Annotated in this window: 21 protein-coding genes and 5 pseudogenes; 13 read left to right on the top strand and 13 right to left on the bottom strand. The window is 62.3% G+C overall.

Going from position 1 to position 24,241, the window contains the following annotated elements:
• The 3 genes and pseudogenes from IEX16_RS17625 to IEX16_RS17615 all read left to right on the top strand — a co-directional run.
• The coding region (locus tag IEX16_RS17625) for a beta strand repeat-containing protein (protein WP_188709782.1) at positions 1 to 4,336 on the top strand (4,336 nt) is incomplete at its 5' end.
• Between the two features lie 68 nt (positions 4,337 to 4,404).
• Positions 4,405 to 5,543 (top strand): annotated as a pseudogene (locus IEX16_RS17620) (IS3 family transposase).
• Positions 5,544 to 5,695: 152 nt separating this feature from the next.
• Positions 5,696 to 6,730: a 3'-5' exonuclease gene (locus IEX16_RS17615; protein WP_188709781.1), complete on the top strand. Its 1,035-nt coding sequence runs from the start codon at positions 5,696 to 5,698 to the stop codon at positions 6,728 to 6,730.
• Here IEX16_RS17615 and IEX16_RS17610 read toward each other — a convergent pair.
• Complete coding sequence (locus IEX16_RS17610; protein WP_188709780.1) at positions 6,727 to 7,332, bottom strand: DUF938 domain-containing protein; 606 nt, start codon at positions 7,330 to 7,332, stop codon at positions 6,727 to 6,729. The two genes, IEX16_RS17615 and IEX16_RS17610, sit on opposite strands and share 4 nt — an antisense overlap.
• Positions 7,333 to 7,475: 143 nt before the next feature.
• On the opposite strand from IEX16_RS17610, the gene IEX16_RS17605 reads away from it, so the two are divergent.
• Complete coding sequence (locus IEX16_RS17605; RefSeq protein WP_188709779.1) at positions 7,476 to 7,967, top strand: hypothetical protein; 492 nt, start codon at positions 7,476 to 7,478, stop codon at positions 7,965 to 7,967.
• A gap of 24 nt (positions 7,968 to 7,991) precedes the next feature.
• On the opposite strand, the gene rsmI is transcribed toward IEX16_RS17605, so the two are convergent.
• On the bottom strand, positions 7,992 to 8,831 hold the full coding sequence (rsmI, locus tag IEX16_RS17600; RefSeq protein ID WP_188709792.1) for a 16S rRNA (cytidine(1402)-2'-O)-methyltransferase: 840 nt from the start codon (positions 8,829 to 8,831) through the stop codon (positions 7,992 to 7,994).
• A gap of 50 nt (positions 8,832 to 8,881) precedes the next feature.
• Between rsmI and IEX16_RS17595 the strand changes: the two genes are divergently transcribed.
• From IEX16_RS17595 to IEX16_RS17585, 3 genes are all read left to right on the top strand, one after another.
• The gene (locus IEX16_RS17595) at positions 8,882 to 9,340 is read left to right on the top strand and encodes a YraN family protein (protein WP_188709778.1); all 459 of its coding nucleotides are present in this window, start codon (positions 8,882 to 8,884) and stop codon (positions 9,338 to 9,340) included.
• Positions 9,341 to 9,457: 117 nt separating this feature from the next.
• On the top strand, positions 9,458 to 10,054 hold the full coding sequence (locus tag IEX16_RS17590) for a phosphoheptose isomerase (protein ID WP_188709777.1): 597 nt from the start codon (positions 9,458 to 9,460) through the stop codon (positions 10,052 to 10,054).
• Positions 10,054 to 10,713, top strand: coding sequence for a BON domain-containing protein (locus tag IEX16_RS17585; RefSeq protein ID WP_188709776.1), 660 nt, complete (start codon positions 10,054 to 10,056; stop codon positions 10,711 to 10,713). The genes IEX16_RS17590 and IEX16_RS17585 overlap by 1 nt, the downstream gene beginning before the upstream one ends.
• 190 nt (positions 10,714 to 10,903) lie before the next feature.
• Here the strand turns inward: IEX16_RS17585 and IEX16_RS17580 are convergent, their stop codons facing one another.
• The 3 genes from IEX16_RS17580 to IEX16_RS17570 all read right to left on the bottom strand — a co-directional run bounded on the left by IEX16_RS17580 (position 10,904) and on the right by IEX16_RS17570 (position 14,211).
• Positions 10,904 to 11,818: an NAD(P)-dependent oxidoreductase gene (locus IEX16_RS17580; RefSeq protein ID WP_188709775.1), complete on the bottom strand. Its 915-nt coding sequence runs from the start codon at positions 11,816 to 11,818 to the stop codon at positions 10,904 to 10,906.
• 143 nt (positions 11,819 to 11,961) lie between these two features.
• Positions 11,962 to 13,098: a PilT/PilU family type 4a pilus ATPase gene (locus tag IEX16_RS17575; RefSeq protein ID WP_188709774.1), complete on the bottom strand. Its 1,137-nt coding sequence runs from the start codon at positions 13,096 to 13,098 to the stop codon at positions 11,962 to 11,964.
• A 69-nt stretch (positions 13,099 to 13,167) separates the two neighbouring features.
• Positions 13,168 to 14,211 (bottom strand): type IV pilus twitching motility protein PilT, encoded by a 1,044-nt coding sequence (locus IEX16_RS17570; protein WP_188709773.1) that lies wholly within the window; start codon positions 14,209 to 14,211, stop codon positions 13,168 to 13,170.
• A gap of 33 nt (positions 14,212 to 14,244) precedes the next feature.
• Here IEX16_RS17570 and IEX16_RS17565 point away from each other — a divergent pair, with 33 nt between their 5' ends.
• Positions 14,245 to 15,015: a YggS family pyridoxal phosphate-dependent enzyme gene (locus IEX16_RS17565; RefSeq protein ID WP_188709772.1), complete on the top strand. Its 771-nt coding sequence runs from the start codon at positions 14,245 to 14,247 to the stop codon at positions 15,013 to 15,015.
• 9 nt (positions 15,016 to 15,024) lie between these two features.
• Here IEX16_RS17565 and IEX16_RS20325 read toward each other — a convergent pair.
• From IEX16_RS20325 to IEX16_RS20140, 3 genes and pseudogenes are all read right to left on the bottom strand, one after another.
• Positions 15,025 to 15,423 (bottom strand): annotated as a pseudogene (locus IEX16_RS20325) (DUF3617 domain-containing protein); the annotation flags it as partial.
• A gap of 27 nt (positions 15,424 to 15,450) precedes the next feature.
• Positions 15,451 to 15,765, bottom strand: a complete 315-nt coding sequence (locus IEX16_RS20320; RefSeq protein ID WP_308421371.1) for a hypothetical protein — start codon at positions 15,763 to 15,765, stop codon at positions 15,451 to 15,453.
• Positions 15,766 to 15,806: 41 nt separating this feature from the next.
• Positions 15,807 to 16,160, bottom strand: a complete 354-nt coding sequence (locus IEX16_RS20140) for an ABC transporter substrate-binding protein (protein WP_229676413.1) — start codon at positions 16,158 to 16,160, stop codon at positions 15,807 to 15,809.
• Here IEX16_RS20140 and IEX16_RS20405 point away from each other — a divergent pair.
• The 5 genes and pseudogenes from IEX16_RS20405 to IEX16_RS20385 all read left to right on the top strand — a co-directional run.
• A pseudogene (locus tag IEX16_RS20405) lies at positions 16,059 to 16,763 on the top strand (proline dehydrogenase family protein); the annotation flags it as partial. The gene IEX16_RS20140 and the pseudogene IEX16_RS20405 sit on opposite strands and share 102 nt — an antisense overlap.
• A gap of 299 nt (positions 16,764 to 17,062) precedes the next feature.
• A pseudogene (locus tag IEX16_RS20400) lies at positions 17,063 to 17,107 on the top strand (hypothetical protein); the annotation flags it as partial.
• 45 nt (positions 17,108 to 17,152) lie between these two features.
• A complete protein-coding gene (locus IEX16_RS20395) occupies positions 17,153 to 17,395 on the top strand; it encodes a hypothetical protein (protein WP_188709771.1) in 243 nt (80 codons plus the stop codon).
• Positions 17,371 to 18,272: pseudogene (locus IEX16_RS20390) on the top strand (aldehyde dehydrogenase family protein). The gene IEX16_RS20395 and the pseudogene IEX16_RS20390 overlap by 25 nt, the downstream one beginning before the upstream one ends.
• Positions 18,196 to 18,750 (top strand): aldehyde dehydrogenase family protein, encoded by a 555-nt coding sequence (locus IEX16_RS20385; RefSeq protein ID WP_229676411.1) that lies wholly within the window; start codon positions 18,196 to 18,198, stop codon positions 18,748 to 18,750. The pseudogene IEX16_RS20390 and the gene IEX16_RS20385 overlap by 77 nt, the downstream one beginning before the upstream one ends.
• Before the next feature lie 51 nt (positions 18,751 to 18,801).
• Here the strand turns inward: IEX16_RS20385 and IEX16_RS17540 are convergent, their stop codons facing one another.
• The 5 genes from IEX16_RS17540 to IEX16_RS17520 form a co-directional block, all read right to left on the bottom strand.
• Entirely contained in the window at positions 18,802 to 21,300 is a 2,499-nt protein-coding gene (locus IEX16_RS17540) for a bifunctional diguanylate cyclase/phosphodiesterase (RefSeq protein WP_188709770.1), read from the bottom strand.
• Positions 21,301 to 21,352: 52 nt separating this feature from the next.
• Complete coding sequence (locus IEX16_RS17535) at positions 21,353 to 21,814, bottom strand: hypothetical protein (protein WP_188709769.1); 462 nt, start codon at positions 21,812 to 21,814, stop codon at positions 21,353 to 21,355.
• Positions 21,815 to 22,062: 248 nt separating this feature from the next.
• Positions 22,063 to 22,755: a Crp/Fnr family transcriptional regulator gene (locus IEX16_RS17530; protein WP_188709768.1), complete on the bottom strand. Its 693-nt coding sequence runs from the start codon at positions 22,753 to 22,755 to the stop codon at positions 22,063 to 22,065.
• Between the two features lie 132 nt (positions 22,756 to 22,887).
• Positions 22,888 to 23,628: a Crp/Fnr family transcriptional regulator gene (locus tag IEX16_RS17525; RefSeq protein ID WP_188709767.1), complete on the bottom strand. Its 741-nt coding sequence runs from the start codon at positions 23,626 to 23,628 to the stop codon at positions 22,888 to 22,890.
• A gap of 122 nt (positions 23,629 to 23,750) precedes the next feature.
• Positions 23,751 to 24,197, bottom strand: a complete 447-nt coding sequence (locus tag IEX16_RS17520) for a response regulator (RefSeq protein WP_188709766.1) — start codon at positions 24,195 to 24,197, stop codon at positions 23,751 to 23,753.
• Positions 24,198 to 24,241: the final 44 nt, after the last annotated feature.

Here is a 24,241-nt window from a genome sequence, read left to right as displayed (position 1 = left end):
CGACACCAGCGCTGCCATCGTCGCCAACCTGACCACGGGTGTGGTCACAGGCGGTGCCGGAAATGACAGCCTGTCAGGCATAGAAAATGTTAATGGTTCTGACTTCGACGACCTGATCACCGGGGACGCCAATGCGAACTTCCTGGAAGGACGCGGCGGCAACGACACCCTGGAAGGCGGCGCGGGAAATGACCGATTGCGCGACCATGCCGGCAACGACTCCCTTGTAGGCGGTGATGGAAATGACTACATGACCGGTGGCTCGGGTGACGATTCGCTGGCCGGTGGCGATGGCGTCGACACCGCCGACTATTTCTTCAGCGACACCAGCGCTGCCATCGTCGCCAACCTGACCACGGGTGTGGTCACAGGCGGTGCCGGAAATGACACCCTGTCCGGCATAGAAAACGTCAATGGTTCGGACTTCAATGATTCGATTACCGGAGACGCCAATGCGAACGTCCTGGAAGGGCGCGGCGGCAACGACACTTTGCTGGGCGAGGGCGGGCGGGATACCTTGTTCGGGGGTACAGGCGATGACACCTTCGACGGCGGTGCCATTCTGGACCGTGTCAACTACGCCGATCTGAACATCGTCAGCTACTCAGGCACCACGGGAGCTGTTAATGTCAACCTGCAAAGCGGCGTTGCGCAGGATGGGATGGGCGGCACCGACACCCTGGTGAACATCAACTTTGTCACCGGCTCCAACTACAACGATGTGCTGACGGGCTCGACGACAGCCAACATGTTTGAGCAGTTTGAAGGCGGTCTGGGCGACGACATCATCGACGGCGGCGTCATCGACACCGTCCTCCAGCAGAACGCCAACCGGACCAGCTATGCGTCAGCGAGTGGCTCTGTCACCGTAAACCTGGCATTGGGCACCGCCAGCGGAGCGGCGGGCAATGACACACTGATTAATATCAATATGGTCACGGGCAGCAACTCTGCCGACCTGCTGGTGGGCTCCAACAGCAGCCTGACCGAACAGTTCGAAGGTCGCGCGGGTAACGACAACATTGACGGCGCTGGCGGCATCGACATAGTGCGCTACGACTCGGCCACGGCGGCCGTCAACGTCAACCTGACAACCGGCATAGCCAGTGACGGCCTGGGCGGCACGGACACCTTGAGCAACATAGAAGGTATTCGCGGCTCCAACTTCAACGATGTACTCACTGGTGGAAACGCAGCCAACGGCAGCGGGGCGACCGATGGATTCGAATTGTTCATGGGACATGCCGGCAACGACACCATCGACGGTGGTGCGGGCTATGACCGGGCAGACTATCAGAGCAGCACCTCTGGCGCCAATGTCACGCTGGGCGGGACCAGCATCGGCACGGCCAGCGATGGTCTGGGCGGAACTGACACCCTGATCAACATTGAGGCTGTACGTGGGTCGGCCTTCAACGACACCCTGACGGGCAGCGATACCGGCGTATTTGAGTCGTTCGAGGGTCGCGAGGGTAACGACATCATCGATGGCAAGGGCGGCGTGGACAGAATGGAGTACCAATTCGCCACCGCTGGCGTCACGGTCAACCTGGCCACCGGTACGGCTGCGGCTGACGGGTACGGCGGCACCGACACCTTGAGCAACATCGAAAATGTCCGTGGCTCGGCCTTTAACGACAGCCTCACGGGCGACGCCGGCGGCAACCGGCTCGAAGGCGGCGCGGGCGACGACACGGTGGATGGTGGTGCTGGGTTTGACACGGCGGTGTACAGCGGCGTGAAATCGGCCTACACCATCACCAAGACCCTGACCGGCTACACGGTAGCTGGCGGAGTTGACGGGGCAGACACCCTGAGCAATATCGAGAAGCTCACCTTCAGCGACACCAGCATGCTCCTCAAGTCGGCCAGCTCCGACTTCGACGGAGACGGCAAGAGCGACATCCTGTGGCGCAATACTGCTACGGGAGCAGACACCATTTGGAAGTCCGGCAACAACGCCACCGTGCAAGCGGTAGCGACACTGCCCGACCAGAACTGGAAGATTGCCGGCACCGGCGACTTCGACGGAGACGGCAAGAGCGACATCCTGTGGCGCAACACCTCGAGCGGAGCCAACACCATCTGGAAGTCCGGCAACAACGCCACCGTGCAAGCGGTAGCGATACTGCCCGATCAGAACTGGAAAGTCACCGGCACCGGCGACTTCGACGGAGACGGCAAGAGCGACATTCTGTGGCGCAACAGCTCGAGCGGAGCAAACACCATCTGGAAGTCTGGCAGCAGCGCCACCGTGCAAGCGGTAGCGGCACTGCCTGATCAGAACTGGAAAGTCACCGGCACCGGTGACTTCGACGGAGACGGCAAGAGCGACATTCTGTGGCGCAACACTTCGAGCGGAGCCAACACCATCTGGAAGTCCGGCAACAGCGGCACCGGGCAAGCGGTAGCGCCACTGCCCGATCAGAACTGGAAAGTCACCGGCACCGGTGACTTCGACGGAGACGGTAAAGACGACATCCTGTGGCGCAACAGCTCGAGCGGAGCAAACACCATCTGGAAGTCCGGCAACAGCGCCACCGTGCAAGCGGTAGCGGCACTGCCCGATCAGAACTGGACAGTCACTGGCACAGGCGACTTCGACGGAGACGGCAAGGCCGACATTCTGTGGCGCAACATCGCCACTGGTGCAGACACCATCTGGAAGTCTGGCAACAACGCCACCGTGCAAGCGGTAGCGCCACAGACCAATCTGGACTGGGCCATAGTGGACGGCTTGGCCACGGGCGATCTGCTGACTGGCGGCGCTGGCAACAACACCCTGTATGGCACTGTTAGCAACGACGTGCTGCAAGGTGGTGCGGGCAATGACACCCTAACGGGCAGCACAGGCAACGACACGGTGGATGGTGGTGCCGGGTTTGACACGGCGGTGTACAGCGGCGTGAAATCGGCCTACACCATCACAAAGACCCTGACCGGCTACACGGTAGCTGGCGGAGCTGACGGGGCAGACACCTTGAGCAATATCGAGAAGCTCACCTTCAGCGACACCAGCATGCTCCTCAAGTCGGCCAGCTCTGACTTCGACGGAGACGGCAAGAGCGACATCCTGTGGCGCAATACTGCTACGGGAGCAGACACCATCTGGAAGTCCGGCAACAACGCCACCGTGCAAGCGGTAGCGACACTGCCCGACCAGAACTGGAAGATTGCCGGCACCGGCGACTTCGACGGAGACGGCAAGAGCGACATCCTGTGGCGCAATACTGCTACGGGAGCAGACACCATCTGGAAGTCCGGCAGCAACGCCACCGTGCAAGCGGTAGCGCCACTGCCCGATCAGAACTGGAAAGTCACCGGCACCGGCGACTTCGACGGAGACGGCAAGAGCGACATTCTGTGGCGCAACAGCTCGAGCGGAGCAAACACCATCTGGAAGTCTGGCAGCAGCGCCACCGTGCAAGCGGTAGCGGCACTGCCCGACCAGAACTGGAAAGTCACCGGCACCGGTGACTTCGACGGAGACGGCAAAGACGACATTCTGTGGCGCAACACTTCGAGCGGAGCCAACACCATCTGGAAGTCCGGCAACAACGCCACCGGGCAAGCGGTAGCGCCACTGCCCGATCAGAACTGGAAAGTCACCGGCACCGGTGACTTCGACGGAGACGGTAAAGACGACATCCTGTGGCGCAACAGCTCGAGCGGAGCCAACACCATCTGGAAGTCCGGCAACAGCGCCACCGTGCAAGCGGTAGCGGCACTGCCCGATCAGAACTGGACAGTCACTGGCACAGGCGACTTCGACGGAGACGGCAAGGCCGACATTCTGTGGCGCAACATCGCCACTGGTGCAGACACCATCTGGAAGTCCGGCAACAACGCCACCGTGCAAGCGGTAGCGCCACAGACCAATCTGGACTGGGCCATAGTGGACGGCTTGGCCACGGGCGATCTGCTGACTGGCGGCGCTGGCAACAACATCCTGTATGGCACTGTTAGCAACGACGTGCTGCAAGGTGGTGCGGGCAACGATACTTTGACGGGGAGTCTGGGTCAGGATCTGTTCCGCTTCGCGAACTCATCGCAGGGCAATGACACGATCACTGACTTTGCAACCAGTGTGGACAAGCTGCAGCTCGTCAGCAGCGGCTTTGCCAACATGGCGCTCGGCACGCTGGCAGCGGGCAGTTTCGTCTCTGGAGCAGCGCCGGTGGCCAACACGGGCTCAGCCCAGTTCCTGTACAACACCGGCTCCGGCCAATTATCTTTTGATGCGGACGGAACTGGTATCGGAGCGGCCGTCAATGTAGCTGTTTTGGTTGGTATTCCGGCAATTAATGCGGCAGATATTTCCGTAGTGCCTGTTTAAAAGAAGACTGGACTTGACCCGTTTCAATAGACACCTGATAAGGTCGAAATTGAAAAGGATAGCAAGTCATGAAGAAAGTGAGCTACACAGCCGAATTTAAGGCTGAGGCAGTCAAGCAAGTCATTTAACGGGGCCACGGCGTGGTGGAGGTTTCCGGCCGGCTCGGGGTATCGGATAAAAGCCTATACCTTTGGGTCCGGCAAGCCAAGGAGCGGCAAGGTGCTGGCAGCGGTGAGGCCGCCTTGCTGAAAAGTGAAATTGCCCGGCTCAAAGCCGAACTCAAGCGCACCAGTGAGGAGCGCGATATTCTAAAAAAGGCCGCCGCGTACTTTGCCAAAGTGTCCGGGTGAGGTACGCATTCATGGCCGAGCACCACGGACAGTTTCGCCTCAAGAGCATGTGCCGGGTGCTACGGGTGCAGCGCAGCGGCTACTACGCCTGGAAGGCCACACCGAAGTCGCTGCGAGCCCAGGCCGATGAAGTCTTGACGGTGGCCATACAGAAATCGTTTGAAGACAGCGACGGCATCTACGGCAGTCCACGCATTCATCGGGATATGCGGGAAGCTGGTGTGCTGTGCGGCAAGAAGCGCGTTGCCCGACTCATGCAGGCTGCCAAGCTGCGCTCGGTGCGAGGCTACAAGCGGCCCCGCTACCGGGCAGGCAAGCTTGGTGTGGCTGCACCCAATCGGCTGCAGCGCCAGTTCACGGTCGGGCAACCCGACCAGGTCTGGGTCACCGACATCACCTACATTCGAACCTATGAAGGCTGGCTGTATCTGGCCGTGGTGATTGATCTGTACTCGCGGACCGTCGTGGGCTGGTCGATGAAGCCCACGATGGCTACGGAGCTGGTCCTCGATGCCCTGACCATGGCGGTGTGGCGCAGAAGGCCCAAGGCCGAGGTGATCATTCATTCGGACCAGGGCAGCCAGTTTGCCAGTGATGACTTCAACCGTTGGTGCAAGGACAACGCCTTGCTGCCCAGTATAAGCCGGCGGGGTAGCTGCTGGGATAACGCGGTGGCTGAATCCTTCTTCAGCAGTCTGGAGAAGGAAAGAATCAAACGGCAGATCTGCCCGTCACGCGACGATACCAAGTCAGACGTGTTCGATTACATCGAGAGTTTCTACAATCGAGTACGCAGGTACACTCATCTTGACCTGCTGAGCCCGCTGGCATTCGAGCAGCTTCGCACTGGAAGCTGAAATATGTCTACGAAAGCGGGTCAAGTCCAGTTTCAACCTGGCAAGGCTGGCAGTACGTGGCCTTCGTGATTGACGTTTATGCACTGCGGCACAGTTATGCTTCCAAAAGCGGCACGGTTAGGCTTCGCGTGAGACATCGCCTGAAGGTCACCATGAACGAGGCAGACACTCACGTCCCGGTTTCCGGCCAGCTTGGTTTCGGCTTCGAGGACGCAGCGACGGCGCCGCTGCCATCCCGCCCCTCCCGCAAAACCCGAACCACCCCTCCCGATACGCCAGCGATTGCGCTGGCGCCTGAAGCCATGGCGCGTCTGCTCGACAGCCATGCCGACTACCGCGTATTGCGGCGCTTGCCGGTGGTGACGCAGTTTGCGCACCAGGCAACCGGCCCGGTCACCCGCGTGTTGATCCTGGACACCGAAACAACCGGCCTGGATGCTTCGCGCGACCGCATCATCGAGTTGGCTTTGCTCGGCGTTGATGTTGAAACCGCGACTGGTTTGCCAACCGGCCGCGTCGAGATTTATGACGGCCTGGAAGACCCGGGGATGTCCATACCGGCGGAGATCCAGGCGCTGACCGGTATCAATGACGCGATGGTGCGCGGCCGGCGGCTCGACGAGCAACGGGTGGCTGCCCTGTTGGGCAGCGCCGACCTGGTGCTGGCCCACAACGCCGGCTTTGACCGGCCCTTTGCCGAAGCCCGCCTGGCCCAGTTCGCGCAGCTTCCCTGGGCCTGCTCCTTTGCCGACCTGGACTGGAAAAAAGAAGGGTGCAGCTCGGCCAAGCTCACGCAACTCGCCCTGGAACTGGGCTGGTTTTATGACGCGCACCGCGCCGAAATGGATTGCCACGCCCTGCTCGCGGTGCTTGCCAGCCCGTTGCCCTCGGGGACGACCGGACTGGCCTGCCTGCTCGCCGCTTTTGGCCAACCCAGCTACCGGCTACAGGCGACGGCCGCGCCGTTTGACGCCAAGGACTTGCTCAAGGCCAGGGCTTATCGCTGGGACGGCACGAACCGGGTGTGGCACACCCGCCTCGGCGATGAGGCTGCGTTGCAAGCCGAGTGTGACTGGCTCAAGGCCGAGGTGTACGCCAACCGTCCCGCGCATGTCCAGGTCGAAGAACTCGATGCCGGAGTGCGTTACTCAACGCGTTTCGGCAAGCGCCTTTCCCGCGCGCTTTAACCGCGCTGAGCCGCGCTGCGCTGCCAGATCAGGCAGCGGTTGTTGGCCGGCATGGCACGGTCTCCGAGTAGCGCCAGCCCGGCGCTTGCTGCCAGTGCGTTCACTTCTTCAAAACCACGCAGCCCGCTGGCCGGGTTGCCGGCGCGCAGCGAGGTATCAAAACGCGCATTGCTGTCGCTGGTGAATTGCCCGCCGTAATTGAAGGGCCCGTACACCATGAGCAGCCCGCCTGCCGGCATGCGCCGCGCGAGTTCAGCAAAAAGCTGCTGAACTTCGGGCCAGCCCATGATGTGCAGGGTGTTGGCGCTGAAAACCGCGTCAAAAGGGATGTCGGGCCAGGGCTTGCGCATGTCCACTTCGACGGGCGGCGGGGTGTTGGCCAGGCTGGCTTCGTCCAGCCAGAGCCGGATGCCCGGCAAATTAGCGGCGACATCGGAAGCCTGCCAGCGCAGCCAGGGCAGGGCCGACGCAAAATACACCGCGTGCTGGCCGGTGCCGCTGCCGATTTCCAGCACCTCGTGGCGGTCGGCAAAACGCTCGCGCAGGATCTCCAGAATCGGCTCGCTATTTCTGTCGGTAGCGGGGGCATGCGGTTTGTCCATGAGGGATATTCTCGCCGCCGGGAACCTGTCACCGCAATCCAGAGTCTCTGCAAGGGGGCGAGCCCTGTATAAACATTGCAGACAGCCGACAAAGCTTCTTCTCATGCGCCGGACGCGCTGCACTTCCAACAAGGACACCTTCCATGACAACCTTCAAAACCCTGCTCCTTGCCTTCGCCGCGCTCTGTTTGGGTGGCTGCGCCGTTTTCCCCATCGGCTCCGTCAAGCCCGGCATGTCGCGTGAAGAAGTGGTCTCCACCATGGGCCCGCCCAGCGCTGTCATTGACCTGCGGCCGGGCACACGCTTGCAATACTCCGGTCAGCCGGGCGGCCAGTTCGCCTTCATGGTGGACCTGGATGCCGCTGGCCGCGTCGGCAGTGTGCGCCAGGTGCTGACCGAAAAGGATTTCGGGCGTATCGAGCCCGGCAAGTGGACCCAGGCTGATGTGCTGCGTGAGTTTGGCCGGCCTGCGTTGATCGGGCGGGTGGGCTCGTGGAATGGTGACATCCTGACCTACCGCTGGTATGGCATGCAGGACATGTTTTACTGGATTTACCTCGACGGGGCTCAGGTGGTTCAGAAAGCACACGCTGGCGTGGAAGAGCGCCCGAGCATGGTGGTCGATACGCCTTGACGCGGAAGGTCGGCGCAGCGGCCGTCAGGCTTTTTTCAATGCCAGCGCCGCTTCATACAGCTCATTGCGCGGTGCGCCGGTGATGTCGGCCGCCAGCTTGACGGCGGTTTTGAGGGGCAACTCCGCCAGCAGCAGTTGCAGCACCCGGTGGCCGTCGTCGGCAGCCTCTGGCTCATCTGCCGGATGCAGCACCAGCGCGAACTCGCCGCGGGTGCGCTGGCTACCTGCCGCCAGCCAGGCGCTGAAGTCTTGCGCCGCCACTGTGGCGATTTCCTCGAACTGCTTGGTCAGCTCCCGACCTACCGTCACTTGTCTTGCCCCCAGCGCTGCCATGGCGCGCGCCAGCGCCTCGATGCGGTGCGGTGCTTCGAGGATGACGACGGCGCGGGTGTCGGCCTGTAGCGCCAGCACAGCCTGGTCGCGTTCGGCCGCTTTGGACGGCAGAAAGCCGGCAAAGACAAAACTCGTATCGCCGCTGATGCCAGCCACGCTCAGGGCGGCCGTCACGCTGCTGGCGCCAGGCAGCGGCAAGATCGCCAGCCCGGCGGCCCGCACGGCAGCCACCAGACGCGCGCCAGGGTCGCTAACGGCGGGTGTGCCGGCGTCACTGACATAAGCGACCCGTTCACCGCGTTGCAGGCGTTCAATCACGCCGCCGGCAGCCTGCGCTTCGTTGTGCTCATGCACCGGCAGCAGGGGTTTGTCGATGCCGTACTGGCGCAACATGGTTTGTGTGTGGCGGGTGTCCTCGCAGGCGATGGCGTGTACCAGTTGCAGCACATGCAGGGCGCGCAGACTGATGTCGGACAGGTTGCCAATGGGCGTGGCCACCACATACAGCGCGGCTTCGGGATAATGCTGCATGCCCGCCGCGGCGCGCGCGGCAGGCAGTGCCAGGTCGAAGGAAGCATTCAATGTGGTTTTCCAGAAAACAGCTTGCAAAAGAGCCCGGTGGCGGCGCCAGCGCGGTCGGGACGGAAAATCAGCCCGGCCAGATTACCACCAAGCGGCTGGGTGACGCCGCCGAATTGCTGGCCCAGGCGCACCTGGTGCGCGCCGGGCTGACGCTGGTACAGGCCAATTATCGGACGCCCGGTCGCGGCGGCGGTGAGGTGGACCTGATCATGCGCGCGCCCGACGGCACGCTGGTGTTTGTCGAAGTGCGCCAGCGCACAAGCAGCTCGCACGGTGGCGCCGGTGCCAGCATAGGCGCCACCAAGCGCAGGCGCATCATTTTTGCGGCGCGCCACTACCTGATGCGTTTTTCAACGCCGCCGCCGTGCCGCTTTGATGTGGTGCTGGTGGAGGGCGAGGCGGGCTCGCGGGGCGTGATGACCGTCGAATGGTTGCGCGGAGCTTTTGATGCCGATTGACGCCTGCGGTTCTTGTCATCGTCGCAGACGCCCCCATTTTGTAACCATGCATTGCGCAGCGCGGCCTCGGGGCCGGCGGGCGTGATTTTGAAATGTTTGAACCGGTATCATTGCCCCATGCTTGAACAACGCATTGAACAGCACTTCATCGACAGCGCCGACCTGAAATACCAGGCCGCACAAATCCTTTCCAAACCCATCGCTGCTGCGGTGCAGGCCATCCTGGCCAGCGTCACCAGTGGTGGCAAGGTGCTGGCCTGCGGCAATGGCGGCTCGGCCGCCGACGCCCAGCATTTCGCGGCCGAGTTTGTCGGGCGTTTTGAGCGTGAACGGCCTGAACTCGGTGCGATTGCGCTGACCACTGATAGCTCCATCCTCACGGCCATCGCCAACGACTACGACTTCAGCGTGATTTTTTCCAAGCAGGTGCGGGCGCTCGGTGGTGCCGGCGACGTGTTGCTGGCACTGAGCACCAGTGGCAATTCGGCCAATGTGCTGGCGGCGATTGAGGCTGCGCACGAACGCGAGATGACCGTGGTGGCGCTGACCGGCAAAGGCGGCGGAAAGATGACTTCGGCGCTGCGCGAGACCGATGTGCATATCTGCGTGCCGCATGACCGCACGGCACGTATTCAGGAAGTCCATCTGCTGGCCCTTCACTGCATTTGTGACGGCGTGGATGCCCAATTACTTGGTGACCAGGAAAGTCCTTGATGAAATCAACGCCCAAAACAAACCCCTTCAAACGCCTGCTTCTGACGGCCTGCGCCGCCGCTTTACTCGGCACCTCCCTGACTGCCTGCTTTCCGCTGCTACTGGGCGGCGCGGCGGGTGGCGTGCTGGTCGCGATGGATCGCCGCACCTCTGGCGCCCAGCTTGAAGACGAAGGCATCGAGCTGCGCGCGATGGCCCGTCTGCGCGACAACATCGGCAGCCGCGCGCGCGTTAGCGTGACCAGCTACAACCGCCAGGTGCTGCTGACCGGCGAGGTGCTCAACGAGAACGACAAGAAGCTGGTCGAACAGGTGGTCTCACGTGTCGAGAATGTCAACGGCGTGGTCAATGAACTGGCCATCATCGACAGCCCCTCGCTGGTGCAGCGTTCTTCGGACGTGCTGATCACGGGCCAGGTCAAGGCATTGTTGATCGACGCCAAGGATCTCTACGCCAGCGCTTTCAAGGTGGTGACTGAGCGTAGTACGGTGTATCTGATGGGCCGCGTGACCCAGCGCGAGGCCGACCGCGCCACCGACATCGCCCGCGGCGCGCGTGGTGTGCAGAAGGTTGTGCGCATTCTGGAGATCATCAGCGAAGAAGAGATGCAGCGTCTGCTGCCGCCGACAGCCAAACCGGCGCCTGCGCCGCGCTCCTGAGCAGCGCCATTGCCAAAGAAAGCCGGCTGCGAGCCGGCTTTCTTTGTGCGTGCCATCCGACCTGGAAGTGACGGAGAGAGCGGGAAACTCTTCAATCAAGCAGGGGCCGCGGGTCCGGCTTTGCCGGCCCGCAGGCGCAGCGCCCCCTCGGGGGGCAGAGAGCTACACGCAGTGAGCGAACGTGGGGGCTCTATCTCAGTCTTTTAATCAGGCTGGAAGTGTCCCAGCGCTGGCCGCCCAAGGCCTGCACATCGGCGTAGAACTGATCCACCAGCGCGGTGACCGGCAGGCGGGCGCCGTTGTTTTTGGCTTCGTCCAGCACCAGGCCCAGGTCCTTGCGCATCCAGTCCACCGCAAAACCGAAGTCGAACTTGTCGGCCACCATGGTCTTGCCCCGGTTGTCGAGCTGCCAGCTTTGCGCCGCGCCCTTGCCGATAACCTCCAGCACCTGGTTCATGTCCAGCCCTGCCTTCTGGCCAAAGGCGATGGCTTCGCTGAGCCCCTGCACCAGGCCGGCGATGCAGATCTGGTTGACCATTTTGGTGAGCTGACCGGCGCCGCTGGCGCCCATCAGCGTGAAGGCTTTCGAAAATGCCATGCCGGTCGGTTTGACGGCGTCGAAGGCGGGCGCATCGCCGCCGCACATGACGGTGAGGCCGCCGTTTTGCGCACCGGCCTGGCCACCCGAGACTGGCGCATCGACAAACTGCAGTTTGAGCGCTTGTGCCGCCGCATACAGCTCGCGCGCCACATCGGCCGACGCCGTGGTGTGGTCCACAAAAATCGCGCCCGGCTGCATGCCGGCAAAAGCGCCGTCCTTGCCCATCGTCACGCCGCGCAAGTCGTCGTCGTTGCCGACACAGCAAAACACGATCTCGGCACCTTCTGCAGCCTCTCGCGGTGTTGAGGCATGCTTTGGGGCTCCAGCCCCTGTGTACTCAGCGCACCATGCTATTGATTTTGTAGCGGTCCGGTTGTAGGCGGTGACGCTGTGGCCGGCCAGCGCGAGGTGGCCGGCCATCGGGTAACCCATGACGCCGAGACCGAGAAAGGCGACTTTGCGGGAGGGAGCGGGTTCGTAAGTCTTGGGGTTGGTGCTGTTCATGAGGTGGTTGCTGATGGAATGGAGGGAAGGGCGTAGCGAGCGGGCTTCAGGCGAGGCGTGCGGCGCACAGCCACCGGAACGTACTTCAGGTACGTGAGGATGGCGAGCACCGCGCAACGACGCATCAAGCCCGCGCAGTAGCCCTAAATGATGGCCATGTTTTCGGTGCCGGCTGCCAGGTCCTGCGTCTTCGCGCGTTGCGAGTTGAGCTTAATCTGCAGCCGCAGGTCGTTGACCGAGTCGGCGTTGCGTAACGCGTCCTCGTAAGTGATCGTGTTGGCTTCGAAGGCGTCGAACAGCGCCTGGTCAAAGGTTTGCATGCCCAGGTTGCGGCTTTTCTTCATGATCTCCTTGATTTCGGAAACCTCGCCCTTGAAGATCAGGTCGGAAATCAAGGGCGTGTTCAGCATGATTTCCACAGCGGCCACGCGGCCCTTGCTGTCCTGCTTGGGCACCAGGCGCTGCGAGATCATGGCCTTCATGTTGAGCGACAAGTCCATCAATAACTGAGCGCGGCGTTCTTCCGGGAAGAAGTTGATGATGCGGTCCAGCGCCTGGTTGGCACTGTTGGCATGCAGGGTGCACAGGCACAGGTGGCCGGTTTCGGCAAAAGCAACGGCGTGTTCCATGGTCTCGCGGTCGCGTACCTCGCCCATCAAAATCACGTCGGGCGCCTGGCGCAGTGTGTTTTTCAGCGCGGCTTCCCAACTGTCGGTGTCCAGGCCTACTTCGCGCTGCGTGACCACGCAGTTTTTGTGTGGATGCACAAACTCCACCGGGTCTTCGATGGTGATGATGTGGCCAAAGGACTTTTCATTGCGCCAGTCCACCATGGCCGCGAGCGTGGTCGATTTACCCGAGCCGGTGGCGCCCACCAGGATGCACAGGCCGCGTTTGGACATCACCACGTCCTTGAGCACCTGCGGCACGCCCAGACCATCGATGGTCGGCAGCACGGCCGGGATCACCCGCATCACCATGCCGACCTTGCCCTGCTGGATGAAGGCGTTGACACGGAAGCGGCCAACACTGGGCGGCGAGATCGCGAAGTTGCATTCCTTGGTGCGCTCGAACTCGGCCGCCTGTTTGTCGTTCATGATCGCGCGGGCCAGGGCCAGCGTGTGGCTGGCGTTGAGCGGCTGCGGCGACACCTTGGTGACCTTGCCATCAACCTTCATGGCCGGCGGAAACTCCGCGGTGATGAACAAATCGCTGCCGTTGCGGCTGACCATCAATTTGAGAAGGTCGTTGATGAATTTACTGGCCTGGTCGCGTTCCATTTTTTCTCCAATTGACTACTTCGCAAGCGGGCGGCTGCACAGCATTTCGCCGATCTGCAGGTTTTCCATCTAGCCGGGAAAATTCTCCGGAATTTTGGCTTTGCCCCGGGCCTCGGCTGCCGAGATCACATTGCGCTTGACGAGATCGGTCAGGTTCTGGTCCAGCGTCTGCATGCCCACGCTGTTGCCGGTCTGGATCGATGAATACATCTGCGCCACCTTGGCCTCGCGGATCAAATTGCGGATGGCGCTGGTGCCCAGCATGATCTCGTGCGCAGCGACGCGGCCCTGGCCGTCCTTGGTCTTGCACAGGGTCTGCGAGATCACGGCCTGCAGTGACTCGGATAACATTGCGCGGATCATGTCTTTTTCTTCGGCCGGAAACACGTCGATGATCCGGTCAATGGTCTTGGCCGCGCTCGAGGTGTGCAGTGTGCCGAACACAAGGTGGCCGGTTTCGGCGGCCGTCATGGCCAGGCGGATGGTTTCCAGGTCGCGCATCTCGCCGACCAGGATGGCGTCCGGGTCTTCGCGCAGGGCGGATTTCAGCGCCGCGCTGAAGCTCAGCGTGTGCGGGCCGACCTCGCGCTGGTTGATCAGGCACTTCTTGGATTCGTGCACAAACTCGATTGGGTCTTCCACCGTCAGGATGTGGCCGTATTCGGTTTCGTTGAGGTAGTTGACCATGGCCGCCAGCGTGGTCGACTTGCCGGAGCCGGTTGGGCCGGTGACCAACACCATGCCACGCGGCTTCATCGCCAGGTCGCCAAAGATCTTGGGCGCGTTGAGCTGCTCCAGGGTCAGGATCTTGGAGGGAATGGTCCGGAACACGGCGCCCGCACCGCGGTTCTGGTTGAAGGCATTGACCCGGAAGCGCGCCAGGCCGTCGATCTCGAAGGAGAAGTCGATCTCCAGGAACTCTTCATAGTTCTTGCGCTGGGTGTCGTTCATGATGTCGTACACCATGGAGTGGACCTGTTTGTGGTCCAGCGGATCGACGTTGATGCGCCGGACATCGCCGTGGACCCGGATCATGGGCGGCAAGCCGGCCGATAAATGCAGATCGGACGCCTTGTTCTTGACGCTGAAAGCCAGCAGTTGGGTAATGTCCATCCCGGGAATCCCTCTTAAGTTTACAGTCGGATTATGACCATGATTGTTGACAAGCTCCAAGCCGTGCGTGACCGTATAACCACGGCTTGCGTCGCGGCCGGGCGCGACCCTGCCAGCGTGCGGCTGCTGGCCGTGTCCAAGACCTTCGGCCCGGATGCGGTGATTGAGGCGATCTCCGGGGGGCAAAGCGCGTTCGGCGAGAACTATGTTCAGGAGGGCGTTGAGAAGATTCTTGCGGTTCGCGAATGGGAAGCCGATGGCCTTCGGCTGTTGGATTCCAGCCATTCTTCCGGGTTACGATCCCCGCCTTTGGCGGGGCCCCTCTCCAGCCCTCCAGAATGGCACTGCATCGGCCCCATCCAAAGCAACAAGACGCGGCTGGTGGCCGAGCATTTCGACTGGGTGCAGTCGGTGGACCGGCTGAAGATTGCGCAGCGCCTGAGCGAGCAGCGGCCGGCGCATCTGCCGCCGCTGCAGATCTGCCTGCAGGTCAACATCGACGGCGGATTGACCAAGGCCGGTGTGTCCCCAGAAGAGGCGCAGGTGCTGGCCGCAGAGGTGGCGCGTCTGCCCCGGTTGCAGTTGCGCGGCCTCATGTCGATTCCCGAACCCGCTCCTGATTTCATAGCTGCTTGCGCCCTGCACCAAAGGGCCAGAACTCTTTTTGATCAAATAAACAAGACGGGTGTGTTGCCGCAACCCATGGACACGCTGTCGCTGGGCATGACGGCCGACCTGGAAGCCGCCATCCATGCGGGCAGCACCATGGTGCGGGTCGGCACCGCCATCTTTGGCGTCCGTTAGGCCCCACGCTTAAGCGACTGTGGGAATTTCTCTTTCAAGCAGGGGCCGCGGATCTGGCTCTGCCAGTCCGCAGGCGCAGCGGCCCCGAGGGGCTGGCGCCTGCGGCTCCAAAGCTGCTTGAGCAGCTTTGGACAGGCGACAGAGGCGAAGCGTCTCGCGAGCCGCGGCCTGCAAGGCCTCGGGAGCTACACGCAGTGAGCGACCGTGGGGGCTATTCATGGGCTTGACCGCACCGCAGTCGGCGGAGAGCCACTTGCCTGAACCGTCCAGCGTCATCTTTTCGGGCTTGCCCTTGACCGTGACGGTCGTCACCAGTCTCATGGTGTAGGCCTCGTTGCTGGTGAAGGTGATCTGCCCTTCACCGCTGGCCGGCGGCTGGGTGCAGACGAAACTAATCTTCTGGGTGTTGCCTACACGCGGCGAGGCGGTACTTTTTCAGTCGCCCTGCAGTGCCTGCGGCATCTCGTTGCGCTCGGCCATCTCCTTGGTCATGCAGACCTTCATGCTGATGCCGCCGCCCGCGCTGGGGCCCATGCTCATGCCTTGTTTGGCCAGCATGTCCTCCATCTGCTTGCGCTGCGCCGGCGGCATGCCGGCCATCTGCTGCTGCATCTGCGCCATGGCCTGGTCCATCTCGGCCGAACCGCCCATCTTGTGGTTGATCTCCCACAAGCCGGGTTTGGTGCTTTGAGCCAGGGCCGGCGGGTGCGCGATCAACAGGCCGGCGATACAGGCGCAGGGCGCGATCAAACGACGGGATAAAAGTGTGTCATGGCTGTCCTACGGAAAAATCAGCGCACGAAACGTCCGCCGCGTCCGATGATGGTCAAGTCGGTGTAACGCGAGCCTTCGTGGTTTTTCGGACTGTAGTTGACGCTGAAACCGCCCATGTTCACGTCGCGCATGGACTCCAGGCCGGTCACCAGGCTCTCGCGGGTCAGTGTTTTGCCGGCCCGGCGCAAGCCTTCGACAAACACCTTGGCAGCCAGAAACCCCTCCATGCTGGAGAAGTCAAAGTCCGTGTTGCCGGCTTCGGTCATGCGCTGCTGGTATTCGCGCACCACGGCCAAGGAGGGTGTGTAGGGAAACGGCACCACCTGCGAAATCGTCACACCGGCTCCGGTGTCGCCCAGCTCGGCGGACAACGCGGTGGAGCCGGCGCCCGCACCGATGCCGACGCGCTGGCCGACCTGGCCAGTTATACAAACGCTATTAAATCAATAGCAATTTGCGCATGCGCGGAAAGGGCTTGCGAGAAAAATGATGGCATTTCCATCAAGCTCAGCGCATTACACCCGCGGTATGAGGACGCCCAGCATGCGCGCGTGATGGCCGAGCTGGTGCCGCGCGTCTGGGGCCTGTGTGAAATGGCTGCGCGCGCCAACATCAAGCTCACCATCGACGCCGAAGAGGCGGACCGGCTGGAGCTGTCGCTCGATGTGTTTGAAGCGCTGGCCGCTTTGGTGGCCGGGCAGCATCCGCAGTGGCGCGGTTTCGGCCTGGCGCTGCAGGCTTACCAGACCCGGGCGCTGGATCTGGTCGGGCACGTGATCGCCATCGCCCGCACCCACAAGCTGCGCCTGATGTGCCGGCTGGTCAAGGGCGCCTATTGGGATTTTGAAATCAAGCGCGCGCAGGAGCTGGGCCTGCCGCATTACCCGGTGTTCACGCACAAGCACCACACCGACGTGTCTTACCTGGCCTGCGCACAGATTCTGCTGGCCGCACCCGATGCGGTCTACCCGCAGTTTGCCGGCTACAACACTGGCATCATCACGGCGATTATTCAGGTGGCATCCCGTCATGCGGACGTGCGCCGCGCGGGGCCGCCCCAAGCAAGCACAGCCCCCTCGGGGGGCAGTGACGTACACGAAGTGACGAATGTGGGGGTCGCATCATCTTTGGTATTACAGCGGCTGCACGGCATGGGCGAGGGGGTCTACCGCGAAAACTCGCGGAAACCCCTTCGGGGTGCATTGACGCTCCCCCCTCCCAGCTTCCCTCTGCAGGGGGAGGAGCTGAGTCCTTGCATGCGTGGGAGATTCCGGTGCGCGTTTGCGCGCCCGTGGGGTCGCACCGCGACTCGCTGGCTTACCTCGTGCGCCGCCTGCCGGAAAACGGGGCCAACTCGTCGTTTGTGCACCAGCTCGCCGACGAGTCGGTCGGCACGGACCTGCTGCTGACTTCACCCCTGCACATGGAGCCCGAGTCGTCGCTGCCCTTGCCGCCAGCCCTGTACGGCCCCGGCCGCCCTAACAGCGAGGGGCTGGACCTCACGGTCGAGAGCATGCGTGCGCCGCTGCTGGCCGCGCTGGCGAGCACCCACCTGCCCGTGGCCCGGAGTTTGATGCCAAATTGGTCGCTGGCCCTTTATCCATAAGCGCAAGCAGCTATCAAAAATGGAGCGAACTGGACGTGACCGAATGTGCCGCCAGTCTGCGCCGCGCGGCAGACGCGCTGCAGCAGCAGATGGCGCGCTTTTGCGCGCTGCTGGTCAAAGAGGCTTTCAAGACCTGGGGTGATGCGGTGTCGGAAGTGCGCGAGGCGATTGATTTCCTGCGTTACTACGCCAATGAGGCCGAACGTATCATGGCGCCCCTCGCCTTGCCAGGCCAGAGCCAGGGAGTGACACACAGCGTCACGGGCGAAACCAACACGCTGCGGCCGACTGCGCGCGGCCCCTGGGTGTGCATCAGTCCGTGAAATTTCCCGCTGGCCATCTTCATGGGCCAGGTGACCGCAGCCCTGGCCACCGGCAATACCGTGCTGGCCAAACCGGCCGAGCAGACCCCGGGCGTGGCCTGGGAAGCGGTCAGGCTGTTACTGCTGCCGGCGTGCCCGAAGGCGCGCTGCAACTGGTCCACGGCCCCGGTGAAACGGTGGGCGCCGCGCTGGTGGCAGCGCCGGGTGTGGCCGGTGTGGTGTTTACCGGCTCTACCGAGGTCGCCAGAATCATCAACCGGACCCTGGCCGCCAAGGACGGCCCCATCACTCAGCTGATTGCCGAGACCGGCGGCATCAACGCCATGCTGGTCGACAGCAGCGCCTTGCCCGAGCAGGTGGCTGATGCGGTGGTGCAAAGCGCGTTCCGTTCGGCCGAACAGCGCTGCTCGGCGCTGTGTCTGCTGTGTTTGCACGACAGCATTGCCGACAAGGTGATAGCCATGATTCAAGGGCGCGGTGCAGGCGCTGATTGTGGGCGACCCGGCCGACCTCGCCACCGACGTGGGTCCGGTGATAGACCGTGCGGCCTTTGACAACATCGGCAAACATCTGCAAGGCCTGAAGGCAGCATCGAAAGTGCCTCCAGCCCATACCAGAAGAGCACAAGCAGCTCCTGATTTAATAGCAAATTTGATTACACCGACGGCCTTCGAGATCGGCAGTGTCAGCGACGTCAAACACGAAATTTTCGGCCCGGTGCTGCAAATCGTGCGCTGGCACGGCGAGCCAGCGGCGGTGATCGCCCAGATCAACGCCCTCGGCTACGGACTCACACTGGGTATCCAGACACGCATCGACTCGCGCGCCCAGGCGCTGGCTGCTGCCGCCCAGGTCGGCAACATCTACATCAACCGCAACATGATTGGCGCGGTGGTCGGCGTGCAGCCCTTCGGCGGCGAAGGGCTGAGCGGCACCGGCCCCAACTACCTGGTCCGTTTCTGCGCCGAGCAGACGGTGACGGTCAACACCACGGCGGCGGGTGGCAATGCGGCTTTGCTGACTGGGGGCTGAGTTCCTCCGGACGATCGAGGTGGCCGGTGATGACTCCACACCGGTGTCTGCTCAGCTTGAAGTCTGCGGCAGGCGCTGGATAAACACTTCCAGCTCCTCAATCGGCAACGGCTTGCTAAACAGGTAGCCCTGGTAGCAATGGCAGCCGTGGCGCGCCAGGAAGTCGCGCTGGGCTTCGGTTTCCACCCCCTCGGCCATCACGCCCAGGCCCAGGCTTTGTGCCAGGCCGATGATGGTGCGTGCAATCGCTGCATCATTGGGGTCGGTCAACACGTCCTTGACAAAACTGCGGTCAATCTTGAGCTGGTCCAGCGGCAGGTATTTCAGGTATGACAGCGCCGAATACCCGATGCCGAAGTCGTCGATGGACAGCGTCACACCGGCATTTTTCAAAATTCCCATCTTGGCAATCGTCACGTCCATGTCCTTGGCCAGCAGGCTCTCGGTCAGCTCCAGCTTGAGATGGTGCGCGCTGATACCCGCTTGCTCGACGGCCTTCATGACCATCTCCACAAACTCGGGGTGGCGGAACTGGCGCACGCTTACATTGATCGCGATGCTGAACTTCTCGGTTTCGGCGCGCCCGGCCCAGGCGGCGAGCTGGGTGCAGGCGGTTTCCAGAACCCATTGGCCCAGCGGCAGGATCAGTCCACTGTCTTCGGCCTGCGTGATAAAGCTGTCAGGCGCCACCAGACCGTGCTGCGGGTGCTGCCAGCGCACCAAGGCTTCAACGCCCACCATGCCTCCTTCGCGCCCGACCTGCGGCTGGTAGTGCAGCACAAAGTCCTGGTTGCGCAGGCCTTGCCTCAGCTCGGAGGTCAGTGCCGCGTTGGCGGTGACGACGGCCTGCATGGCGGGATCGAAAAAGCAGATAGCGTTGCGCCCCTCTGCTTTGGCCTCGTACATCGCCAGGTCGGCCTGCTTGAGCAGGTCGGTCACGTTTTGCTGATGCTGGTTGAACAAGGTGATGCCGATGCTGCAGGTGCCGTCGTAGTCGTAGCCGGCAAGGTCGCAGGGCTCGCAAAGCGCATCCAGGATTTTCTGACCGACAATTTTTGCCTTGGTCAAAGCGATTTGGGGATCGTCGCCCAGGTCTTCGAGCAAGATCACAAACTCATCGCCGCCCAGCCGGGCCACGGTGTCGCGCAGCCGCACGCAGCCGTTCAGGCGGGCCGCCACTTTTTGCAGCAGCAGGTCGCCGGTGGCATGCCCGCGGGTGTCGTTGAGCACCTTGAAGTTGTCCAGGTCGATGAACATCAGCGCCCCGTTCTTGTCGGGGTTTTCTTTGTGCGACAGGGCCAGGCGCAGGTTGCTCATCAGCAACTGGCGATTGGGCAGTTGCGTCAGCGCATCGTAAAAGGCCAGGTGCTCGATTTCTTCCTCGGAGGCCTTGCGCTGGGTGATGTCGCGCGCCACGGCGACCCAGTGCGTGAGCCCCCGGTTGAAGTAGTCAACAGGCACGATGTCCAGCTCAAGCCAGAACGGGGTGCCGTCTTTTTTGTAGTTGATCAACTCTGCGCGCACCGGCTGCGCCTGTTGCAAGGCCAGCCGGATGCGGTCGAGCTCGACGCGCTGCGTGCGCTGGCCCTGCAACAGGCGCGGCGTCTTGCCAACCACCTCGGCCCGGCTGTAGCCGGTGTGCCTTTCAAACGCGTCGTTGACAAACACGATGTAGGGGCCTGGTGCGTCTATAGCGCCGGCCTCGGTGATCAGCACAATGTCATTGAGCCGCGAGATGCTGGTTTGCAGCAACAACAATTGCTCTTGCGACTGGCGTCTTTCGCTGACATCGCGCAGGTACACGGCCAGCCCCTCCGCAAAGGGGTAGGTCCGCAATTCCAGCCATTTTCCGGGCGCCGCGCAGAAGACTTCAAACTCCAGGCGGGTGGAGCTTGCAAGTGCCGCCACCAAGCTTTGGCGCAAGGGACCTCGCCCGTTGTTGTCCAGTACTGCCCAGATGGGCTGGCCCAGCAGCTCCCGGCTTTCAAGGCGAAGCAGGCGTTCGCTCTCGGGATTGACATAGGTCAGCAGGCCGTCCCGGTCCAGCGTGACGAATGCGTCGGTGATGCTGGCCAGTGTCGTGCCCAGCCGCATGGTCAGGCTTTGAGTTTCCTGCTCGGCGTGCTTTTTTGCGCTGAGGTCTTTGACGACGCCGGAGAGATGCACACATGCGCCCGACCCATCGTGCACGGCCTCGCCCAGCGCGCGCACCGAGAGTAACTGGCCACGCGCGGTGACAACTTGCACTTCCTCGTCAAAAGCCGTGCCGCCATTCAGGCATGCCTGCAGTACCTGGGCCATGCGCTCACGTGAACCGGGGGCGAAAATCTCGGGGAAGCGCTCCCAGTCGGCTGCCGGCGTGGCAGGCAGCTCCAGCAAGCTGGCCAGTTGCGCGCTCAACAGCAATTGGCGCTGCGGCAGCGCCAGTGTCCAGGTGCCTGCGCCTGTGGCCCGCTCCAGCAGCGTCAGTGTGGCAGACGCCGGACCAAGGTCGCCAGGCGCATGGCTGGACAGCGCGCGCTTGCGCTGAGAAGGGGTGGACGGTTGCATGAAATGCAAGCTAACACGCGCTGCGGAAGGCGCTACTAGCCCAGAAAGCCCGTCAGGGTGTCAGACGTTGCCTGCGTTCGCGCTTCAAGGCGGCGTGCAACTTGTCCATTTCGGTGACGCAGTCCAGCACCACGGCCTGCACCAGGCTGGCCGAAAGCGTCGCCGAATGCGCGGGTACCTTCGGCAGTTCGCCCAGGCGCTGGCCCACAGTGCGCAGCAGTCTGGACCGTACCGCGTCAAACATCATGTCCCAGTCCTCGGCTTCGATAGTGAGTTGCTGGCCCGACGGCGTCACAGGCGCGTGAAGGGGGTATGCAAGAGAGGCAGGTGCTGGGTCATTATTTGGACCCTGGTCCTGACCGCTGTGCGCAGCAGGCACTGCCGCCATGCCGTTGAAACCAGCGCTGTTGAATGGCGCCCGCCCGCCCAGCCTGACGCCAAATTCGGGCAGCTTGCTGGCCATGGATATACCAGCAGCCGACATGCCGTGGCCTGGGTCAACAATAAATGCCATAGTGCGGTCCTCGTTTTCAACAGGGTGGGCTGGACGCAGCCTTTGTGATCAAGCTGTTTCTGCGGGACGTTTGCCGTGCTGTCGCCGTACGCCTTTCCCTGTTTGTAAAGTCTCTTTAGCGCATCGTCGGTGCGCTAGCGCACGGTTAAATCCGCATGGCCCTGAATCTGTGGCATTTGCGCCCCGTTTTGCTTGTAGGGTGCGTAACGTGAAAAAATTCGTAACACGCTGTCGCGCCAAGGCACGGTTTAACCCAGCAGTTGCGCGTAGGTCCGCAGGTCGGCGGCGTAACAGGCGCAGGCCGCAGCCTCGAGTCCGGGGCGGTTGAGCACCGTCAGTTCTCCGCGGCGGTATTCGATCAAGCCGGCCCGTTGCATGGCGCTGGCAGCGGACGTCACACCGACGCGTCGCATGCCCAGCATATAGGCCAAAAATTCATGCGTGACATGAAAGCTGTCCGAGTGCGCCCGGTCCTGGCTCATCAGCAGCCAGCGCGCCAGGCGCTGCCCGATCAGGTGAAAGCGCAGGCAACCGGCCGATGCGGCCTGCTGCGCCATCAGCACGTACAGGTAGTGCTTGAGGCTGCGCTGCAGCGCCGGGCTCAGCGCCAGCTCGCGCTTGAAGGCCGCCGTGCTGATGCGCCAGGCAGAACCCTGGCCTTGCACCAGCGCGCGCCAGGGGGCCTGTGCAACGCCGAGCACAAGCTGGGCGCCCAACATGCCTTCGCGGCCCACCATGCCGACTTCCACCCCCGGACTGCCTTCAACCAAGGTCACCAGAGAGATAAAACCATCGGTCGGAAAATAAACGTGGCGGGTCGGTTTGCCGGGCTCGCACAAAACGTCTGACAGTGTCAATTGCACCGGTTCACAGGCGGCCAGGAGGTGGTGTCGGTCGTTGCGCGGGAGGCGTTTAATCAGGTGGTTTTCGACTTGGGCCATGCAGCCTCTCCGGTGGGGTAGCGCACCCCTGAGCGGGGACAAGATCGAGCCGCGCTACTGTCGGAACCAGTTCAAACCGGTGCCTCAGTATGCGCTTACTTACATCACTTCACCGTGTGCAAAGGCGCTTTGCTACGCTGCCGTCTTCTCTGGCAGCAGCCGGTCGTACTCTTTTTTGACCACGCCATAACACTCGCAGGTGCGTCTTTCCAGGCCCGGTCGGTCCAGCACCGAGATCCGGCCGCGTGCGTAACGAATCAGCCCCGACGCCTGCAACTGCAGCGCCGCTTCGGTCACACCTTCCCGGCGCACGCCCAGCATGTTGGAGATCAACTCCTGCGTCATCACCAGCTCGCTGCCTTGCAGCCTGTCCAGGCTCAGCAGCAGCCAACGGCACAACTGCTGGTCCAGCGTGTGGTGCCGGTTGCACACGGCGGTTTGCGACATTTGTGTGATCAGTGCCTGGGTGTAACGCAGCAGCAAGTGCAGCACGGGTGCGCGCTTGAACTCGTCCTTGATGGCCTGCGCGGGCAGCCTTAAGCCCTTTCCGGCACTTTGCACCACAGCCCGGCTGGGTGTGGATTCGCCCCCCATGAACAGCGAGATACCGACCAGCCCTTCATGGCCGACAACAGCAATCTCGGCCGATGAACCATTTTCCAGCACATGCAGCAGGGAAATAATGGCCGTTGTTGGAAAATAAACATGGCTCAGGGTGCTGCCTGATTCGTACAGCACCTGGCCCAGGGGCAAATCTACCCATTCAAGCTGGGGCAACCAGCGCGCCCATTCGGTATCCGGCAAGGCGGCCAGCAATTGGTTTTTTTTCGGGTCGGCGGAAACGGCGATCAATAATAGCTCCGAAGCAATCATGGCTTCGAGCGGCGCCTCTGGCAGAGGCGTCGGGCCAGCCGTAAATAGTAGGCGGTTTAGCGCGTTTTGTATGTGCGATAGCGCACAAAACCGATGAACGGTATCTTGTCTCCCCCGCAGGGTCAGGTAGCCAGAATCGATGGGGCATGAAGTGCGATGGCCTCGCGCTGGGCCTCCCGGACATCTTCCTGGCTGATGTTCACTGTCTGCTCTGTGCAGTAGGCGTACAGGGCGTCCAGTTCGGTCGCCTTGTCAAACACCGCATCGGCGCCCAGCTCGCAGGCCCGCTTGCGGATATCCGGCGTGGCGTAGTTGGTCAGCACCACAACCTTCTGATAGGGCTCCCGGTTGCGGCAACCTGCCAGCACACCGAAACCACTGCCTTCCTTTAGAAAGAGGTCGACGATGGCCAAATGCCATTTGCCGTCCTGAAGCGTCAGCCAATGGGTCGCTTCGGCCTGAGTCACGGCATGCGCCGCGACCTTGACATCGGCAATCTCCTCCAGTGTCTCGATCAGGTTGTCGAGAATGGTCTGGTTGTCTTCCGCGAGGTAGGTAATGAGTGCCATAGGTGCATCCGGTGGTGTGAGCCTGGGGGGGGGGGGGGGGGGGG

It is taken from the genome of Polaromonas eurypsychrophila, from assembly GCF_014641715.1.
GTDB classification, from domain to species: Bacteria; Pseudomonadota; Gammaproteobacteria; order Burkholderiales; family Burkholderiaceae_C; genus Polaromonas; species Polaromonas eurypsychrophila.
The sequence above is the reverse complement of the archived record's forward strand: the minus strand, read 5'-3'. Positions and strand labels throughout refer to the sequence as shown.

Coding starts and splice junctions, on each gene's coding strand:
- IEX16_RS17595 (WP_188709778.1), top strand. CDS start 8,882: ATGTGGTTTTCCAGAAAACAGCTTGCAAAAGAGCCCGGTGGCGGCGCC.
- IEX16_RS17610 (WP_188709780.1), bottom strand. CDS start 7,332: ATGGACAAACCGCATGCCCCCGCTACCGACAGAAATAGCGAGCCGATT.
- rsmI (WP_188709792.1), bottom strand. CDS start 8,831: ATGCAGCATTATCCCGAAGCCGCGCTGTATGTGGTGGCCACGCCCATT.
- IEX16_RS17580 (WP_188709775.1), bottom strand. CDS start 11,818: ATGAACAGCACCAACCCCAAGACTTACGAACCCGCTCCCTCCCGCAAA.
- IEX16_RS17585 (WP_188709776.1), top strand. CDS start 10,054: ATGAAATCAACGCCCAAAACAAACCCCTTCAAACGCCTGCTTCTGACG.
- IEX16_RS17540 (WP_188709770.1), bottom strand. CDS start 21,300: ATGCAACCGTCCACCCCTTCTCAGCGCAAGCGCGCGCTGTCCAGCCAT.
- IEX16_RS17565 (WP_188709772.1), top strand. CDS start 14,245: ATGACCATGATTGTTGACAAGCTCCAAGCCGTGCGTGACCGTATAACC.
- IEX16_RS17570 (WP_188709773.1), bottom strand. CDS start 14,211: ATGGACATTACCCAACTGCTGGCTTTCAGCGTCAAGAACAAGGCGTCC.
- IEX16_RS17605 (WP_188709779.1), top strand. CDS start 7,476: ATGACAACCTTCAAAACCCTGCTCCTTGCCTTCGCCGCGCTCTGTTTG.
- IEX16_RS17525 (WP_188709767.1), bottom strand. CDS start 23,628: ATGATTGCTTCGGAGCTATTATTGATCGCCGTTTCCGCCGACCCGAAA.
- IEX16_RS17590 (WP_188709777.1), top strand. CDS start 9,458: ATGCTTGAACAACGCATTGAACAGCACTTCATCGACAGCGCCGACCTG.
- IEX16_RS17530 (WP_188709768.1), bottom strand. CDS start 22,755: ATGGCCCAAGTCGAAAACCACCTGATTAAACGCCTCCCGCGCAACGAC.
- IEX16_RS17575 (WP_188709774.1), bottom strand. CDS start 13,098: ATGGAACGCGACCAGGCCAGTAAATTCATCAACGACCTTCTCAAATTG.
- IEX16_RS17615 (WP_188709781.1), top strand. CDS start 5,696: ATGAACGAGGCAGACACTCACGTCCCGGTTTCCGGCCAGCTTGGTTTC.
- IEX16_RS17520 (WP_188709766.1), bottom strand. CDS start 24,197: ATGGCACTCATTACCTACCTCGCGGAAGACAACCAGACCATTCTCGAC.
- IEX16_RS17535 (WP_188709769.1), bottom strand. CDS start 21,814: ATGGCATTTATTGTTGACCCAGGCCACGGCATGTCGGCTGCTGGTATA.